Source organism: Lonepinella koalarum, assembly GCF_004565475.1.
GTDB classification, from domain to species: Bacteria; Pseudomonadota; Gammaproteobacteria; order Enterobacterales; family Pasteurellaceae; genus Lonepinella; species Lonepinella koalarum.
In genome coordinates this window covers 12,110-30,869 of record NZ_SRHX01000003.1, presented here as the reverse complement: position 1 = coordinate 30,869, position 18,760 = coordinate 12,110, and the positions used below count along the sequence as shown (strand labels likewise).

The window sequence follows — 18,760 nt, the reverse complement described above, 5'->3', positions numbered from 1 at the left end:
TATTTTCCTTAATGAAAAAGAGTTCAAATATACTTTAATTGATTATAATTATCAATAATTTTTGATAATTATAAAACTTGCACATCAAATACAGCTTATTTAGACTTAGCGTTGAATATTAATATTCTTCCACATACCCCAAACTACGCAACGCTCTTTCATCATCAGCCCAACCCGATTTCACTTTAACCCAAAGTTCTAAATGTACTTTGTTATCAAATAAACGTTCCATATCTTGACGAGCTTCGGTACCAATCACTTTAATTTTTTGTCCACCTTGACCGATCACCATTTTTTTCTGACCGTCACGTTCTACTAAAATCAAGCCGTTAATTTCGTAAGTACCACGTTCATTGAGTTTAAATTGTTCAATTTCCACCGTCACCGAATAAGGTAATTCTTCGCCCATAAAACGCATGAGTTTTTCACGGATAATTTCGGATGCCATAAAACGTTGTGAGCGGTCAGTGACATAATCTTCTGGAAAATGATGCTCGCCTTTTTTCAACGAATCTCGCACAATTTTTTTCAAATTATGTACGTTGTTACCACGTTGAGCAGAAATTGGTACAATTTCTTTAAAGTTAAATTTTCCACTTAATTCAGTAATAAACGGCAATAATTCATCTTTATTTTTTACGTTATCAATTTTGTTAATAGCTAACACCACTGGCGTTTTTACTTGGCGTAATTTGTTTAACACCATATCATCATCTTCATTCCAGTGCGTACCATCCACCACAAAAATAATCAAATCCACATCGCCAATAGCACTGCTAGCCGCACGGTTCATTAAACGATTAATGGCGCGTTTTTCTTCAATATGTAATCCCGGAGTATCGACATAAACCGCTTGATAAGCACCGTCCGTATCAATCCCTACAATGCGGTGGCGAGTAGTTTGGGCTTTACGTGAAGTAATAGATACTTTTTGCCCTAGAATTTTATTTAATAAGGTAGATTTTCCTACATTAGGGCGACCGACAATAGCAATAAAGCCACAATAGGTTTCAGTGGCTGGTTGATTATCGTTGTTTACATCATGTAAAATTTCTTCTGTCATTAGGTAATATCCAGTTCTTTTAAAATTTGTTCGGCAGCCGCTTGTTCCGCCTTACGACGACTGCCTGCTACACCGATAAAAGTGCGGTCTAAATTTTCCGCGTTACATTCTACAGTAAAGGTTTGACAATGGGCTTCGCCTTCGGTTTTAATAATATGATAGCTTGGTAAGCTTAATCCTTTACCCTGCAAATATTCTTGCAAACGTGTTTTCGGATCTTTTTGATTTTCACCCGGTTTAATTGCCCCTAATTGTTTTGCATACCAATGACAAATAATCACCATAGTACTATTCAAATCGCTATCTAAGGACATTGCCCCAATAATCGCTTCGACACAATCCGCCAAAATAGAGGCTCGGCGAAAGCCACCACTTTTAAGCTCACCTGAACCAAGTACTAAATAATGACCAAGTTCAAATTGACGTGCTAATTCTGCGAGGGTTTGTTCTCGAACTAATGTTGCTCGCATACGACTCAATTCCCCCTCATTACATTTTGGAAACTGCTGATACAAGGATTGAGCAATAGTTAAATTTAAAATAGCATCACCTAAAAACTCTAGGCGTTCATTATGTATTTTGGCCGCACTACGGTGCGTTAAAGCCTGTTTTAGCAAAGCAAGATCAGTAAATTGATAACCAATCTTGTCTTGTAATCTGGTTAAATCATTCATTATTTAATTTTCGTAAATAAGCGTTCAGAACGAATACCGGTTGGCCATTCATTTGGTTTTTTATCTAAACTCAACCAAATATAAGTGGCTTTCCCCACAATATTTTTTTCTGGTACAAAACCCCAGAAACGACTATCTTCACTCATATTACGATTATCTCCCATCATAAAATATTGCCCGGCTGGTACTATCCATTCGGTGACATAATACTCTTGTTTCTCGTAATCTTTATAACGATAACCTTCAGAAATTGGTTCTGGGAACCAATGAATTTGATGATCTACATCTCCCGTTTCCGTTAATTCCAACATACTCGGACCATAAATAAAACTACCGTCTGGATTTCTACCAATAATAGCTTTGAATTCATCATTTTGTTGTGGCTGACTATAAGCAAATTCCTTACTTTCGCAATTTTCTTCACAAGGCTCGCCATCTTTAGCATAAATAATCGTGAGTTTTCTTTCCAACTCATTATACAGCACACGATCTCCGCCAATACCTATCACACGTTTAATATAATCAACATTTGGTTGAGGCGGGGCTTTAAACACAACCACATCACCACGTTGCACATTGCCAGTTTCAACTAAGGTATTTTGAAACACAGGATCTTTAATACCGTAAGCATATTTTTCCACTACAATAAAATCGCCCACTCGCAAGGTTGGCTCCATGGATTGTGATGGAATTTGGAATGGTTCAAATACAAAAGAACGCAAAATTAACACAAAGGCTAACACGGGGAATAAAGACGAAATAAATTCTTCTCCTTCACCAATCGGCTCAATTTGGGCTTTTTCTTCATCACTTAAGGTTTGCCCGGTACGTTGTTCCGTACGAGCAATTTGACGGCGACGACGTGGCAACACGGAAAAACGATGATAGCACCACAATACACCTGAAAGTGCGGTGAATAAAATCAATAAAATGGAGAATGTATTAGGTAATTGCAAATAATCTAACACTTTCCAAACCGCAAAGCCCACCACTAATAAAATAGGTAGAAAAAGTTTTGACATAGTTTCCCTTATTTAGTCTTTTCCAACGTGTAAAATCGCTAAAAACGCTTCCTGTGGTACTTCCACATTACCGAGTTGTTTCATACGTTTTTTACCTTCTTTCTGTTTCTGCAACAGTTTTTTCTTACGGCTCACGTCCCCACCATAGCATTTTGCTAACACATTTTTACGCAACTGTTTTACAGTAGAACGTGCAATAATCTGATTCCCAATGGCAGCTTGAATCGCAATATCAAATTGTTGACGTGGAATCAATTCTTTCATTTTTTCCACTAATTCACGCCCACGATAGGCAGCATTATCTTTATGTACAATTAATGCCAGTGCATCTACCCGATCACCATTAATCATAATATCCACTCGCACCATATTAGCAGACTGGAAACGTTTAAAACCATAATCTAACGAAGCATAACCACGAGATGTGGATTTCAAACGGTCGAAGAAATCTAATACCACTTCGCCCATCGGAATTTCATAAGTCAATGCTATTTGATTACCGTGATATACCATATTGGTTTGCACCCCACGTTTTTCAATACAAAGGGTGATCACATTACCCAAATAATCTTGTGGCACCAGCATATTACATTCCGCAATCGGCTCACGAATATCCGCAATGTTGCTTAATGGTGGCAACTTCGCTGGGCTGTCTATATAGACAACATCACCGTTAGTGAGTTCAACTTCGTACACTACGGTAGGTGCAGTGGTAATCAAATCAAGATCGTACTCACGTTCTAAACGCTCTTGAATGATTTCCATGTGTAATAAACCTAAGAAACCACAACGAAAACCAAACCCAAGTGCGGTGGAATTTTCAGGTTCATAGAACAATGATGCATCATTCAGACTTAATTTACCTAACGCATCACGGAACGCTTCATAATCGTCTGAACTAATCGGGAATAAACCCGCATAAACCTGTGGTTTTACTTTTTTAAAGCCCGGTAATACTTGCGTGGCAGAATGGTGTTGGTGAGTTAAGGTATCCCCTACAGGTGCCCCTAAAATATCTTTAATCGCACAAACCACCCAACCTACTTCGCCGGTTTTTAACTCTGCCGTATCCACCTGCTTTGGCGTAAAAATTCCTAAACGATCAACATTATAGGCTTGTCCAGTACTCATGACTTTAATTTTATCACCTTTTTTAATTGAGCCATTTTTTACACGAACAAGGGAAACGACGCCCAAATAATTATCAAACCACGAATCAATAATTAAAGCTTGCAATGGGGCATTTGGATCACCCTCTGGTGCTGGAATTTTTGCTACAATTTCTTCTAATACATCCTCAATCCCCACACCCGTTTTAGCGGAACAACGTACCGCTTCAATGGCATCAATGCCTACAATATCTTCAATTTCTTCCGCGACACGTTCTGGTTCAGCTGCGGGTAAGTCTATTTTATTTAAAATCGGTACCACTTCTAAATTCATATCTAACGCTGTATAGCAATTCGCTAAGGTTTGAGCTTCTACCCCTTGTCCCGCATCAACCACCAATAATGCCCCCTCGCAAGCAGCTAAAGAACGAGAAACTTCATAAGAAAAGTCAACATGTCCCGGTGTATCGATAAAATTTAATTGATAAGTCTCACCATTTTTAGCTTTATAGTTTAAGGTGACACTTTGTGCTTTGATAGTAATTCCACGCTCACGCTCAAGATCCATGGAATCCAATACCTGAGCTTCCATTTCACGATCTGATAAACCGCCACAAGTTTGGATCAAACGGTCGGAAAGGGTTGATTTTCCGTGGTCAATATGGGCGATGATAGAAAAGTTACGAATATTTTGCATATAAAATAATTAAATAATAAGTCCCTAAAAGATAATCGAGGAATTGTACCTGAAATGTGGTTTATTCGCTAGAAGTGCGGTAAAAAAAATTCCACCGGAATATTCAACGTTACGTAAGCAACAGGGGAAAAAACAGAATAATCCGGTAAGAATTGTGAATAAAAAACAAAGTTGTTACTAAATAAACATCATGGCAATATTATTTTATTGCCATGATTTATTTAATCCCCCAACAACCGTCCCACCAACGCCGTATAAACATTTACACCTGTTTCTAACTGGCGTTCATCAAAATCAAATTCGGCTTCGTGATGACCTGCGGTGCGGTCAGCACCGAGAATAAAATAAATGGCTTTGCCACCCTGCTCTTGTACTCGTCTGCCAAGGATGGTGGCATCTTCGCTGGCATTAAAGGCATAATCCACAATTTCGTTGACTTGTGGCTGCTGCAAAGCAATTTCGCTGACTAACTCTACTAACGCTTTATCGTTACTCATATCCACTGCTTCCCCCATAATTTCAGTTTCGTAAGCTACATCAAAACTGATGGCAGCCCCTCTGGCGATTTGCATAACCTGATCCACCATATATTGGTTAATCTCTTTATTTTCACCCCGCACTTCGAGCTGAATTTCCGCTTTACTCGGCACCACATTTCGCCCTTCGCCTGCATTTAATACACCTACGTTGATACGAGTCATACCGCTACCGTGGCGAGCAATACCGTGTAATTGAGTGACAGCGTGAGCGGCGGCTAGCAAAGCATTTCGTCCTAAATGAGGAGCTGCTCCTGCATGAGCAGGTTTACCACGATAACGAATGTCAATTTTAGTAGTAGATAAGAAATTTTTTAAATCAGGGATGACTGTACCACTAAAGGCACAAAAACTAATATGCGAACTAGCAAAATAATCGGCATCATCAATTACGCCACTGGCAGCAATCGCGGCTGCTCCACGTACACCTTCTTCCGCAGGTTGGAATACAATTTTCACTTTGCCTGTATATTTGTCTTTATTTTGTGATAACCATAACGCCGTACCCAAACCTATGGTAATGTGTCCATCATGCCCGCAAGCATGCATAAACCCGTCATTGATAGAGGCAAAACCAAGCTGATTTGGAATATGATTTTCTGCTTTGGTTTCGCCCACATTTACGCAGTCAATATCAAAACGTAATGCTACGGTTTTGCCCGCTTTGCCTGAATCAAAAATGGCTACGCAACCTGTGTAGCCGTCCATTTTATCTAACCATTTTTGCTTTGCACCATAAGCAAGGGCATTTTGAATCCCTTTATCCACCACTTTTTGATTACGTCCACGCACAAATTCAGAATTAATAATCTGCTTACCAAATAGCAATTCTGCTCCCATTTCCTCTAAATAATCGGCGATACGACTGGTTGTCCAAAATTCGCTCCAACCTGTTTCAGGAAAACGATGAAATTCACGTCGCCATTGAATTAATTGGTTTAAATCTGTCATTTATCATTCCTTTTAACTATTATTAGGTAATCATAGGGTCGGACCGGTTGCCCGCCCCTGTTAAATTCGAATCGTAGTTTTCGGTCGGACAATCGGTCCGACCCTACGATATTTTGCGAAGTGCGGTGTATTTTGCGTGGGTTTTACAACATAAACAACGCTAAAAATAAAGTCGCCAAGATCATTCCCGGCGCAGTACGTTTTACCATATCTACCGGATTTACCATGGCTAATCCTGCACAAACAATGGTCACTCCTGCAATTGGTGAAGCGGTACGACCAATCGCCCCAGCAATCGCCGCCGCCATACCTAAATTAATATGAGTATAACCTAATTCGACGGCATGCGGTGTTACGGCAGTATTAAAGGCTATAGCGGCTGCATCGCCAGAACCTGTCACTACCCCCATTAAGAATGGACCGATGGTCGCTCCCCAACGCACAAAATCATTAGATTGTTTTAGAAATTCGATGGCAGAATCCACCGCACCAGTGGCTTTTAAACCTGATACAAAGACGCTTGCTGCAATGATAATACCTAATACGTTGGCATAGGAATTCCCCATACCATTAAAAAATTCTTCGGTGATTTTAATCGGTGAAATACGTGTCACCACAAGGGCATAAATCGCTCCGATTAACATGGCTTGTGGCACGCCCATTTTGGTCCATTCCAAACCTGAAACCTGTTGTAATGATGTACCACCAATCACCAAAATCACTAAAGGAACTAACGGCGCAAGTGCATAGAATGGATTGACTTTTTCAAAATGTGCTTCGGTTTCTTTGTTTTCTTGCATATAGGCTTGCCGATGTTGCTCACCATAATCTTTAAGTATGATAGCCAGAATTGTCAATACTAACGCCCCAATCGCTCCCGCAACCATAGTATAAGGCGCATGGGAAAGATTAACTTGGGTAATGGTTAAGCCTGACATTTCGCTAATCATCGCAGAATGAGATGACCCCGGACTCATCATTGAACCAAAAGTCCCTGCTAAAATTGCTGCCCCAGCCGTCGCAGGACGTACGCCAGCACTTTTTAACACTGGAATTAAGGTTGCCCCCACAGCCGCCGCACAACCTGCGGCGGATGGAATGGCAATATTAATAAAAAACGTGAGAATGGTCGCAATAGGAATTAAAAAGAATTTTAAACCACTCAATGGTTTAGTCAGTAAATGCACTAAATGGCTATCGCAACGAGTAAATTTCATTACATAGGCAAACCCCATGCTCGAACAAATCGCCATAATCAAGCCACCTGATGTCATAGATTTGGCAAACGCATCTAAGGCTTCCATGGGTTTCAAGGTGACAATTGCCATAATTAAACCCACACCAATTAATACGGTACGCGTTTCGTATTTTTTAATGAGAAGATAAATCGTCACGATTATACCTAAGATCGCTATAATAGAATTAAATCCAGCCATAATAACTCCTTAATAATCATATGTTGAGTCTGTAAATACACATAAGACCGCACATTTAAAATCAAAAATCGTGGCAATACTATTTTGGATTACCACGACATTACTTTGCCTTTATAACTATTTCAGATTTAAAGAATAAAACGCATTACCAACATAGCTAAATAGGCATTAATCATACAAATCCCATATAAGAAAAAGTAATGTTTTCCCGGTACACCTAATACCCCTAATATGCGTCCCATATATTGTACGATTGAACCCACCAAGGCAAGACCCGGTAATAAAATGGCAATATGATGTGCATTTAATATGCCCTCTTGCACTAACGCTACTAATGCACCTGCACCGCCACCAGAACTTAAGAAAGTAGCTAATATCACAGCAATGGATTCCCCCGGAAGCCCAAGCGGTGCCATAATAAAGCCAGTATAATCAGCAATGATTTTTAATATCCCAGACATATTGAGTATATAAATGATCACAAATGCCATTAATACATTGGGGATCATACTATGTACCGACAAGTTCCAACCATTTCTTGCACCTGCCGCAAAAATATCGGTGATCAATTTTTTTCCATTTTCTGTACTCATACTTCCACCTCATCATCTTTCACAAATTTTTTTACATAAAGACGCATTAAATTTGCACCAAAAATCTTAAATACAAAAATAATACCTAAACATAAAGCTATTGACGTAACACCAGAATGCCCTTCATTATCAGAAAGAGATAATAATGGCGCGAAAGAAGCAAGGAAATTAGTAATCATTGCACCACCACTAAATTGGAAAGCAGCAAAAATTAACATTTCTTTATAGCTAATTTTCCCATCCGTGCGTAACATTTTAGTCGTTGAACTGCCGGCATCTGTACTTTGAAAACTGGCTATCATTGAAATTGAACAAATACCGGGAATACCAATAATAGGTTTTAAAATTGGTGTAAGCCATCTGGAAGCAGCCGATAATGCGCCATAATGTTCAAAAACCGCCACAAAAGCGAGTGCCAACATGACGCTTGGTGCTAAGGTTAAAGCGAATAAAAAGCCGCCCCTAGCACCTGACCCACCCGATGTTTTTAACCATTCAGGAAATTTGCCAGCTAGCTGACTAAAATCAAAGATGCCACCCCATAAGTCTTTGGCAACCCCTCCAAAGAAAATAATGGCACAGACTAAAGACACCGTCCCTACAATAAGTTTTTTTTGACCCATTTCGTCATTCATAATATTCTCTCCTTAGTAAGAAAATAAACTGTAATAACAAACAGTTAAATTGTTACGCTAGTTCTAATATTGAAATGTTGAATTAACAGGTAATGTAGTTAATTGCATATTGTTACTAAATCTCAAAATATCCGTTGAACCTAATACTGTTGCTTTTTCACCTTGAATACGCAATGCCGTTCCCTCTGGTAAGGCATAAACATAAGCATTGGGATTAACAATTAAAAACTCTGCTAATCTTTCTTCTCGGCTTTCACCGTTATGACCAGCTGGTTTACCTGAAATAAAATGTGGATTAATTTGATGGGGGAATAAATTTAATGCATTGAAAGATGGTGGGAAAGTAATCGGCATATCGTTGGTCGTCATAATGGAACTTCCTGCTACATTTGAACCTGCGCTCCAACCTGTATAAGGCGTGCCAGCATTGACTTTTTCTCTAATAACATCTATCAGTCGATGTTCATACATTTGTTTTAATAAGCAAAATGTATTGCCACCACCTACCGCAATCACATCCGCTTGTTCAATAATATCTTGATGTTTTTTACCCCTATGTACTGATACCACTTCAATATCAAAACACGCTAAGACTTGTTGCACTATCTGTTCATATTCTTCATAAGACCGAACAATACCAGCATAAGGAACAAAAGCCATTTTTTTACCTTTATAATCCTTTAAAAAAGCCTCAAACCAAGGTAATGCATGAATTAAATAATCAGTGTCCTTGTATTTTGAACCACTTAGTAATAACATATTTTTCATTATTGACCTCCTTTTTAAACTCAACATCATTATGTACCTTAATAACCAAAATAAAAAGGAGCAAATGTCAAATTTTTGAACTGTGTCACAAAAATAATAAGGAAAAATAAAGCTCTATGTTTATTAATATGTCAAGAGTCCAACAAATTATTGATAAATTATCTACGATTTCTGCTGAACAAGGAGAACTCACTCGTCTTGCCTTTAGTCCTGAAGATCAAATAGCCCATAATTATGTCGTCGAATTATGCCAAGGTCATAATCTGCAAATTCGCTATGATGAAATCGGCAACTTGTTTATTCGTAAGTCAGGAACTGAAGATCACCTACCGGTGGTAGCCTTTGGTTCTCATATTGATAGTGTGGTGAATGCGGGAAAATTTGATGGTCCCCTTGGTTCTATTGGCGGTTTAGAAATTTTGTTGCAACTTTGCGAACAAAATATACACACCCGTCACCCTTTAGAATTAATTATTTTTACCTGTGAAGAATCTAGCCGTTTTAACTATGCAACCTTAGGCAGTAAAGTAATGAGTGGCATTGCTAACCAACAAAAATTAAGCCATTTACGTGATAAACAAGGTAATGGATTACAACAAGCACTGACGAATATAGGCTTGGATTTTAATAAAATAGATCAAGCCAAACGTCAAGCAAATGAATTTAAATGCTTTGTAGAATTACATATTGAACAAGGTCCACGCCTAGAAAATGAACAAAAAACGATTGGTGTGGTGACGGGTATCGCCGCTCCGATTCGTTGTATTGTCAATATCCAAGGGCAAGCGGATCACTCGGGAGCCACCGCCATGCACTATCGCCACGATGCCTTATTAGGCGGTGCCGAACTGGCGTTAACCGTGGAACAAGCCGCCATTGATGCTGGACATTCCACTGTGGCAACCGTAGGCAATTTAACCGCCAAACCGGGGGTAATGAATGTAGTACCCGGCTATTGCGAATTACTCGTTGATATTCGTGGCATACATACTGGAGCTCGACAATCTGTTTTTACAGCACTGAAACAACAAATTGAAATCATAAGTAAAAAACGCGGTTTACAAATTGAATTACAGCTTATTTCAACAGATAACCCAATTTTGTTACCTGATAATATGATTGAAAATATTAGCCGTGCCAGTCAAGAATTAGGTTATTCGTTCGAAATGATGCCAAGTGGCGCAGGGCATGATGCCATGCACATGGCGACCCTTTGTCCAACAGGCATGATTTTTGTACCATCACACAAAGGTATCAGTCATAATCCATTAGAATTTACTGAATGGAAAGATGTTGAGGCGGGAATTAAGGTATTGCAGAAAGTGGTATTGGAGCAGGCGGAAGTTGTGGGGTAATTAATGCTTTTAAAATTAAACGTAATCAATCCATTCGCCTCAACAACATTAAATTTCAATCTTATTGCTTGAACATAATTCTGCCTTTCTTTCGCCGCCACTGTGGCAAATTGCTGCGTAGAAAAATTGCTTTGATACAAATCATCTTGTGTGGTGATAATATTCTCAATTTCAGAACTTTCTTTAGCTTCTTACATCAGCAAATATCCCTAACAAAATATGTTGGTTAGGGATAGCTTGCATTACGTCTTTTAGAAATCTAATACTTGATGAGCTAATTGGTAACTTTTCGTTTCTAATTTATCTAATGTAAAAAGAGGGAGGATTTGATAGATATTTTCCGTATTTTTGTGTACGCTATTTTTCACACCGCATTTTGTGGAGGTTTAGCTTTCAAGCTGGAACATAAAATAATTCCATATTTTGAGAATAAATTAACAGTTAAAAGCCTATTTGATCTTTCAAATAGGCTCAAATAGCTAAATATTAGCTAAAATATTTAACATAAGTAAGTAATGTTCTGTGATCTTTTGCTTTATTTTGTTTACAATTTCAACGTTAGTATAATGTATATGTGCCTGTTTTGAAAAAGCAGTAATTGCTTGTTGATGAATTTTTACTTGATTCAGACCATATAAAGGTATTTGATACCGTGGACGAATAGGCAATGAGCGTAGATCTGATGACATCTTAACGTAATCACAAACAATATCACAGTTGATTATGCCAGCTATATAGTATGCTTCATCTAAACTAATATATGAACCATCTGGGCGTTGTGATATAGTTACGGCATGGTTTTGAAACACTGGGCTTCTTTGTTCACCCCAAGGCATAGGTATTTGATGAACAACACAAGCTACATTTTTAGTGTTATCTCTAAAAGCGACATGATACGGAGCAAAAGTATAATCACCAACACGAGCCATTGAATAAAAAGGTACAACTCCACCATTGATGATTTTTTTACTATAAGCATTTTGAGACTCAAACATAGCTTGATGATTTAAAAAATGTTTAAATAATAATGATGATGTTTCTCGTAACTTTTGTAGTGTTATAGCAACACGTTTGCTGTCTTGCTCATCATAAGCAAAAGGTACGATGTATTGACTATCTACATGGAATGGAATTATATCTACTCCACGAACTAAAGGACGTAAGTATTTTTTCTCCACGAAAATTCGCATTGGACTTACTTTAAATTTTGATTTTGGGAATTGCCCATTTTTTAAAGTAACACAATTGTCGGTATTTTTGCCATTCTCTACAAATTCATACAACATTAACTCTAAAGGATAAACTTCTACTCCTTCTCTGCCAATATAATCTGAACAATTAGCTGAAATTAACTTAATATTATCTAAATTGAGAGTACAGCTCTTACTGTCACTATATAGCAAAGAAAAATTGGTTGTTTTTTCATTTCCTTGTAAAGCTATTCCTTTATATTTAATAAAAGATTGATTAACATCTAACCGCTCTACATTCGTATTCACGTTGTTATCTCTAACATAGCGATCTATCGTCAAACCTTGGGCATAATCTTGCTTATTTTTACTAAAATAATAAGTGTAAAATTTTTGAGTCACACCATCAAATGGATTTCCTGCTTTACTCCAGTCGTCAAAACCTAAAAAATATGCCTTTTTACCATCTGATAGCAGTAAATTCCTATATCCTTCATAGGTTTTTTGCACCAAAAAAGTATTGGGCATAAGCATTCCCATTACACCTTCTTGATGTAGCCAGTTACTAGCTACAACATTGGTGATAAGAGCAGCAATATTCAGATTAATCCCCCCTGTCCTAACATCACCTGAAAAAATTGTTTTTGTTATTTGAAGTGATTTAATTTTTTCCCTGTATTGTGATGGTAGATTTTTCCAATCTACCCAAGGAGGATTACCAACAATAATATCAAACAACCCTATCTTTGATGTTGTTAAGTAGTTAGTGATAATTCTTGCCCAAATACCATTCCATTGTTTCTTTTCAAACCTTACAAAGTGATAAGCAAGATCATAGATTTTTTCACTAATAATGCTCTTATCTTTCAGTTCATCTGGAACTAAAGTCATTAACCGTGTATATACAATGTCAATATTTTGGGATAGGATATCTAATTCCACTTCAATCATACAACGAGAGAATTTTTTTAGATTTCGTAACCCTGCTTCAGGAAAATATACAGGAAAAGTCATATCCTCTTGGTTATGGTTAGGAAGATTAGTATCTAAAGAGTATTTAATAAAATTTATTTTGTCTATTGTAACTATTTCTGGCGTATATGCTGAATCACCTGAATATATCGGTATTTCAATTTCAGAATCAAAGGTAATAAAAGGTGATATATTTAAAAAGTAATTAACTCTAGCTGTCAAAACAGCAAGGGGATTTAAGTCAATGCCTACAACCCTTGATGTAATTTCCCGTAAAATATCACCTTTATCCATATCTTTTTTAGGTAAAGAACTTATAATTGCATTAATTAAAGCTGTAATAAATGTCCCAGAACCACAAGTTGGATCTAAAGATCGCCACTTTTTATTACTATTTAAATTATAAAAATCTAAACTTTTATTCACTACATGCTCAGATAACCAATAGGGCGTATAATACTCACCAAGTGCGTGACGTACAGGACTAGGCATAACAGTCTGATAAAGATTCTTAAAGAAGTCCTTTGCTTGTAATTGAGAGTTAAAGAAATCAAAAGTAGTATATTTATTGAGTTTTAAAATAATCAACTTAATTTGTTCAGCAATTTCATTAGTCCATTGAGATGAAGTAGAATACCAAGAGAAAAAGTCTCCTTCTAGCAAGTTCTGTATGCCATAATCTCTAATAATTGAACCTGACTCCAACTCTACCATTTTACTTTGTAGAGCATTAGATTCAGCATTCAGCAATTCAGTATAACTAACTAAAGAATCATCAAATTTTATTTGTGACACAACTTTAAAAGCAATTAATTTAATTAAAATCGAATAAGCGGTTTGCAAGGCAAAAAGAGCATTGTATTCACTTTCCCTTGTTGTCAAAAATAATCCTAAGTAATCGCCCAATGACTCTTTACGCTTAATAATATCCTTTTGTTGTGAGTGATCATCATGAGATAATTTAAATAAGCTTTTCCACTCACTAAGTAACATTTGAGTTTTAGTCGTTGCTGAATTATTAATTGTTTCATAGAGTAAAATAGCTAAATTACGAATTGGAGCATTATTAATTGGTGCAAAATCATTAATCAAAGCTGAAGAATCAAAAGTTTTTTGATTAAGACCAACAATAGCTTTAATTAAACGCTCATAATGTTCATATGTTATATCTGTATATTGTTCACTTCTTATTTCACCCTTACTGTCAATAGTAAATACCGCACAAACCATGCCATCAGTTGCTATTGCGAAAGTTTTTATTACACCGTCTCTATTTATGTTAGTAATATAATCTAACGTTTGTTGAAAGGCTTTTTCTTTGGCTTTTTGAGAATATAAAGTCTTAGGTTGCTTAAACTCGATTAATACATTTTCAAGAGCGGTATCTACTCTGGTTGTTTTTAAAGACAAATTTGACGTAGGTTGAGCTATACTTTGTTCTTTTATTGGTCGATATTCATAACCCAAAGGTTTAAAAAATTCATCAAATAATTTATATAACAAATTATCAAATTTAGTTTCAATAGTTTTTTCATTAGGAGCAATTAACGCTTGTTCTTTTACATCAATTACTACTTTATTGAGTTCATACTGAAATCTTTCATTGGAAAACACTCTTTCTAAATCGTAAGTATTCATCAAAATCCCCAAAAAATCACATTATGTATAGTGTGAATATAAAATATAATTTATTTAAGTGCATCTCTATTTTCCTAAATCAAATTGATGGTTTAGACATTCAATACATCAATCAAATATTTGCCAAGTAGGACACAAATATGACTAAGGCTTATATATAACTATTTTAAAAAATTAAATCAACTTATTTTCAGAATAAAGCAGAATAATCAAATCTCATTAATCACCCCCAACACCCTTTTATCCGAAATCGGGTACTTTGTCCCCAACTGTTGAGCAAACAAACTCACCCTAAGTTCTTCAATCATATAGCGAATTTCCAATACGCTTTCAGAGTGAGGTTTAGATTTTGGCAGTTTTGCTAACAGTTGATTGTAGGCTTGTTGGCATTGTTCTACTCGCAGCATTGCCGCCCTGTCTCGGTTGGTGTCTTGGGTGAGTTTGTCTAGGCGTTTGTCTATGGCTTGGAGATAACGCTGTAAATCGGGCAGGCGGCCGTAGCCTGTTTTTTCTACGAAGCCTTGATAAATCAAGCCGTTCAGTTGGGCTTTAATGTCAGACAGGGCAAAGGCTTGGGTAAAATCCATTTTGCCTTTTAGGCGTTTGTTGATTTCAAAGGTGAGCGTGAGCAAGCGTTCTACCTGTTGAGCAATGTCCACGGTAATATCATTGAGGTTTTCTCGCACGAAATCTCGTAGTTTGTCAAAATCCGTTTCATTCCATACAAAACCGCCAAAATCGGCGATCAGCTTGTCCACACCACAGGCGATACAGTCATCAATTAATTCCAGCACTTTGCCGAACGGGGTGAAATACAGCCCCAGTTTGGATTTGTTGGGTAATTTTTCGTGTAAATATTTGATCGGCGATGGCACGTTGAGCAAAATTAAACGGCGTAACCCCTGCTGCATTGCCACGCTTTGCTCGTATTCGGTTTCAAATAATTTAATCCCCACGGCATCTTTTTCGTCCGTAATAGCAGGAAAGGCTTTGACCGTAAACCCTTGTTTTTTCTGCTCATAACATTGCGGCAGTTGGTCGAAATTCCAAATATGAATCCCCGATTGCTCAATGCCGTCATCTGCCACGGCGGAAATGCTGGCTTGCACCCGATCTTTGAGGGAGTATTTCAACTCGTCCAAATTCATACTTTCGGCAATTTTTTTGCCTTTGTCGTCCACCACACGGAAGGTCATTTTTAAGTGCGGGGCAATTTGTTCAAGATTCCATTGCTCAGGTTCAACGGTTACGCCTGTCATTCGGCGGAACTCGTGGCTTAAAGTTTCCGTCAAAGGCTTATCAAAATGGGTTACTCGCCCTAAAAACGCCTCGGCATAATTGGGGGCTGGCACGAAATTGCGGCGGAGCGTTTTCGGTAAGGCTTTGATTAAAGCGATAATCAATTCTTGGCGTAAACCGGGGATTTGCCAGTCAAAACCTGTCATTTCAATTTGATTGAGCAACGGCAATGGAATATGCACCGTCACGCCGTCTGCGTCCGTCCCAGGTTCAAATTGATAAGTCAATTTGAGCTTAATATTGCCCTGTTGCCAGAAATTCGGAAAATCCAGTTGGCTCACTTTTTGTGCATCTTCATTCATCAAGAACGATTTTTCAAAATTGAGCAAATCAGGATCTTTTTGGCTGGCGATTTTCCACCAACTGTCAAAATGTTTCTGCGACACCACGTCCGCCCCGATGCGTTCATCGTAAAACTCAAACAAGGTGCGGTCGTCCACCAAAATATCACGGCGGCGAGATTTATGCTCTAGCTCTTCAACTTCACGCACTAATTTTTGGTTGGCAAAAAAGAATTTGTGGCGAGTATTCCAATCCCCCTCCACCAAGGCGGATTGGATAAAAATCGCACGGCAGGTTTGCGGTTCAATTTGGCTAAAATTCACAGGGCGACTTGCCACAATCGGCACGCCATACAGGCTCACTTTTTCATCGGCAATCACTTGCCCACGGGATTTTGACCAACGGGGTTCGGAATAACTGCTTTTGGTTAAATGTTTGGCAAGCGGCTCGATCCATTCTGGCTCAATTTCCGCCACCATTCGCCCCCAGAGTTTAGACGTTTCCACTAATTCTGCTGCCATTACCCATTTCGGCTGTTTTTTAAACAATACCGAATTAGGAAAAATCGCAAAATGTGCGTTTCTTGCCCCTAAATATTGGCTTTTTTCATTATCTTTCAAGCCAATATGCGACAGCAAACCGCTTAAAAGTGCGGTGTGAATTTGCGGATATTTTGCCGCTTCCGAATTGATCGGCAAGCCCAATTCTCGCACTTGGGTTCTGATTTGATGATAAATATCCTGCCATTCCCGAATCCGCAAATAATTGAGAAAATCCTTTTGGCATAAACGGCGAAATTGGTTTTTGGTCAGCTCTTTTTGGTTGGTTTGAATATAATTCCACAGGTTCAGCCACGCCATAAAATCGGATTTTTTATCGGCAAAACGGCGATGTTTATCGTCTGCGGATTGTTGTTTTTCCTGCGGTCGCTCTCGGGGATCTTGAATAGACAGGGCAGATACGATAATCATTAATTCGTGTAAACAACCTTGTTCTACCGCTGTTAAGAGCATTTTGGCAAGGCGGGGATCCACTGGCAACTGGGCGAGCTGTTTACCTTGTTGGGTTAAAAAGCGTTTTTCGCCAAATTTAGTTTGTCTAAATTCAAAGGCTTGCAATTCTTCCAACAACTTAATGCCATCTTGAATATGGCGTTTATCGGGGGCATCCACAAAAGGAAAAGCATTAATATCGTCCAAACCCAACGCCGTCATTTGCAAAATCACGCTGGCTAAATTGGTGCGTAAAATTTCAGGATCGGTAAATTCAGGGCGGTTGTTGAAATCCTCTTCCGAATACAGGCGAATACAAATGCCCTCGCTTACCCGACCGCAACGCCCTTTGCGTTGATTGGCGGATGCTTGCGAAATCGGCTCAATGGGTAGGCGTTGCACTTTGGTGCGGTAACTGTAACGAGAAATGCGTGCGGTGCCTGGGTCAATCACATATTTAATCCCTGGCACAGTCAAGGACGTTTCCGCCACGTTAGTTGCCAACACAATACGATTCAGTCCGCTCGGGTGGAAAATTTTATTTTGTTCTTGAGCGGACAGCCGTGCATATAAAGGCAAAATTTCCGTATGGCGAAGATCTTGTTTTTGCAACATTTCCGCCGTATCCCGAATCTCTCGCTCGCCGTTTAAAAAGATCAGAATATCGCCTCTGCCCTCGGCTTGTAGTTCATCTACTGCGTTAGCAATGCCCTGTAATTGATCTTCTTCATCGTTGTCTAACATTGGACGATAACGCACTTCCACTGGATAGGTTCGCCCTGATACTTCTAAAATGGTAGCATTATTAAAATGCTGAGAAAAACGTTCCACATCAATAGTCGCTGATGTGATAATGACTTTTAAATCAGGACGGCGTGGCAAAAGCTGTTTGAGATAGCCGAGAATAAAATCGTTATTAAGGCTACGTTCGTGGGCTTCGTCAATAATGAGTGTATCATATTGATTTAAATAGCGATCGGTTTGAATTTCTGCCAGCAAAATCCCGTCTGTCATCAGCTTAATTTGCGTGTTTTCGCTTACTTGATCGTTAAAACGCACCTTATAGCCCACCATACCGCCAAGTTCCGTTTGCAATTCTTCCGCAATACGAGCCGCCACGGAACGAGCTGCAATACGGCGTGGCTGGGTGTGTCCGATCAAGCCTTTTTTGCCTAAACCCAGTTCTAAACACATTTTCGGTAATTGGGTGGTTTTGCCCGATCCTGTTTCGCCTGCGATCACCACCACTTGATTTTCGCTTATCAGTTTTTGAATTTCTGCTTTTCGTTGGCTAACAGGCAAATTATCAGGAAATGCTATTTTTTTCACCGCAGTTTTACGTTGGTTTAAACGTTCCTGAGCCAATTGAATTTGGCTTTGAATTTCAGCCGCCACGGCTTGTTGGCTTTGTTCATGTTTAATTTGCGACAATCCTTTGATCCGAGCAGCAATTTTTCGCTCATCAAGGATCATCACATCCCTGAGTTGGCTGAATAAGGTTTTTTGTAACGACGTTAACGGGGTTTTGTTTGATTTATTTACTTTCAC

Annotated in this window: 12 protein-coding genes and 1 pseudogene; 1 reads left to right on the top strand and 12 read right to left on the bottom strand. The window is 38.5% G+C overall.

The window, feature by feature from the left end; all coding sequences use genetic code 11:
• Positions 1-118: 118 nt before the first annotated feature.
• From era to pepE, 9 genes are all read right to left on the bottom strand, one after another.
• Positions 119-1,063 (bottom strand): GTPase Era, encoded by a 945-nt coding sequence (gene era, locus E0709_RS04785; protein WP_132301014.1) that lies wholly within the window; start codon positions 1,061-1,063, stop codon positions 119-121.
• Positions 1,063-1,737 (bottom strand): ribonuclease III, encoded by a 675-nt coding sequence (gene rnc / locus E0709_RS04780; RefSeq protein ID WP_132301016.1) that lies wholly within the window; start codon positions 1,735-1,737, stop codon positions 1,063-1,065. The genes era and rnc overlap by 1 nt, the downstream gene beginning before the upstream one ends.
• Complete coding sequence (gene lepB, locus E0709_RS04775; protein ID WP_132301018.1) at positions 1,737-2,759, bottom strand: signal peptidase I; 1,023 nt, start codon at positions 2,757-2,759, stop codon at positions 1,737-1,739. The genes rnc and lepB overlap by 1 nt, the downstream gene beginning before the upstream one ends.
• Before the next feature lie 12 nt (positions 2,760-2,771).
• Entirely contained in the window at positions 2,772-4,565 is a 1,794-nt protein-coding gene (lepA, locus tag E0709_RS04770) for a translation elongation factor 4 (protein WP_132301020.1), read from the bottom strand.
• Positions 4,566-4,786: 221 nt separating this feature from the next.
• The gene (locus E0709_RS04765) at positions 4,787-6,052 is read right to left on the bottom strand and encodes a M20 family metallo-hydrolase (RefSeq protein ID WP_132301022.1); all 1,266 of its coding nucleotides are present in this window, start codon (positions 6,050-6,052) and stop codon (positions 4,787-4,789) included.
• Positions 6,053-6,195: 143 nt separating this feature from the next.
• Entirely contained in the window at positions 6,196-7,488 is a 1,293-nt protein-coding gene (gene dcuC / locus E0709_RS04760) for a C4-dicarboxylate transporter DcuC (protein ID WP_132301024.1), read from the bottom strand.
• Positions 7,489-7,616: 128 nt separating this feature from the next.
• Complete coding sequence (locus E0709_RS04755) at positions 7,617-8,081, bottom strand: YjiG family protein (RefSeq protein ID WP_132301026.1); 465 nt, start codon at positions 8,079-8,081, stop codon at positions 7,617-7,619.
• Entirely contained in the window at positions 8,078-8,716 is a 639-nt protein-coding gene (locus E0709_RS04750) for a nucleoside recognition domain-containing protein (RefSeq protein WP_132301028.1), read from the bottom strand. The genes E0709_RS04755 and E0709_RS04750 overlap by 4 nt, the downstream gene beginning before the upstream one ends.
• Positions 8,717-8,779: 63 nt before the next feature.
• Entirely contained in the window at positions 8,780-9,484 is a 705-nt protein-coding gene (pepE, locus tag E0709_RS04745; protein ID WP_132301030.1) for a dipeptidase PepE, read from the bottom strand.
• A gap of 116 nt (positions 9,485-9,600) precedes the next feature.
• Here pepE and E0709_RS04740 point away from each other — a divergent pair, with 116 nt between their 5' ends.
• Positions 9,601-10,839 carry a Zn-dependent hydrolase gene (locus E0709_RS04740; protein WP_132301032.1) on the top strand — a complete coding sequence of 413 codons (1,239 nt, stop codon included), beginning with the start codon at positions 9,601-9,603 and terminating at the stop codon, positions 10,837-10,839.
• On the opposite strand, the pseudogene E0709_RS04735 reads toward E0709_RS04740, so the two are convergent.
• From E0709_RS04735 to hrpA, 3 genes and pseudogenes are all read right to left on the bottom strand, one after another.
• Positions 10,743-11,018, bottom strand: a pseudogene (locus E0709_RS04735) (Fic/DOC family N-terminal domain-containing protein); the annotation flags it as partial. The gene E0709_RS04740 and the pseudogene E0709_RS04735 sit on opposite strands and share 97 nt — an antisense overlap.
• A gap of 300 nt (positions 11,019-11,318) precedes the next feature.
• The gene (locus tag E0709_RS04730; protein WP_132301034.1) at positions 11,319-14,639 is read right to left on the bottom strand and encodes an Eco57I restriction-modification methylase domain-containing protein; all 3,321 of its coding nucleotides are present in this window, start codon (positions 14,637-14,639) and stop codon (positions 11,319-11,321) included.
• A 209-nt stretch (positions 14,640-14,848) separates the two neighbouring features.
• On the bottom strand, positions 14,849-18,760 hold the full coding sequence (gene hrpA, locus E0709_RS04725) for an ATP-dependent RNA helicase HrpA (RefSeq protein ID WP_132301036.1): 3,912 nt from the start codon (positions 18,758-18,760) through the stop codon (positions 14,849-14,851).

Bases quoted from the DNA above. Each gene is read 5' to 3' on its own strand.
- era (WP_132301014.1), bottom strand. From the start codon at position 1,063: ATGACAGAAGAAATTTTACATGATGTAAACAACGATAATCAACCAGCC.
- rnc (WP_132301016.1), bottom strand. From the start codon at position 1,737: ATGAATGATTTAACCAGATTACAAGACAAGATTGGTTATCAATTTACT.
- lepB (WP_132301018.1), bottom strand. From the start codon at position 2,759: ATGTCAAAACTTTTTCTACCTATTTTATTAGTGGTGGGCTTTGCGGTT.
- lepA (WP_132301020.1), bottom strand. From the start codon at position 4,565: ATGCAAAATATTCGTAACTTTTCTATCATCGCCCATATTGACCACGGA.
- E0709_RS04765 (WP_132301022.1), bottom strand. From the start codon at position 6,052: ATGACAGATTTAAACCAATTAATTCAATGGCGACGTGAATTTCATCGT.
- dcuC (WP_132301024.1), bottom strand. From the start codon at position 7,488: ATGGCTGGATTTAATTCTATTATAGCGATCTTAGGTATAATCGTGACG.
- E0709_RS04755 (WP_132301026.1), bottom strand. From the start codon at position 8,081: ATGAGTACAGAAAATGGAAAAAAATTGATCACCGATATTTTTGCGGCA.
- E0709_RS04750 (WP_132301028.1), bottom strand. From the start codon at position 8,716: ATGAATGACGAAATGGGTCAAAAAAAACTTATTGTAGGGACGGTGTCT.
- pepE (WP_132301030.1), bottom strand. From the start codon at position 9,484: ATGAAAAATATGTTATTACTAAGTGGTTCAAAATACAAGGACACTGAT.
- E0709_RS04740 (WP_132301032.1), top strand. From the start codon at position 9,601: ATGTTTATTAATATGTCAAGAGTCCAACAAATTATTGATAAATTATCT.
- E0709_RS04730 (WP_132301034.1), bottom strand. From the start codon at position 14,639: ATGAATACTTACGATTTAGAAAGAGTGTTTTCCAATGAAAGATTTCAG.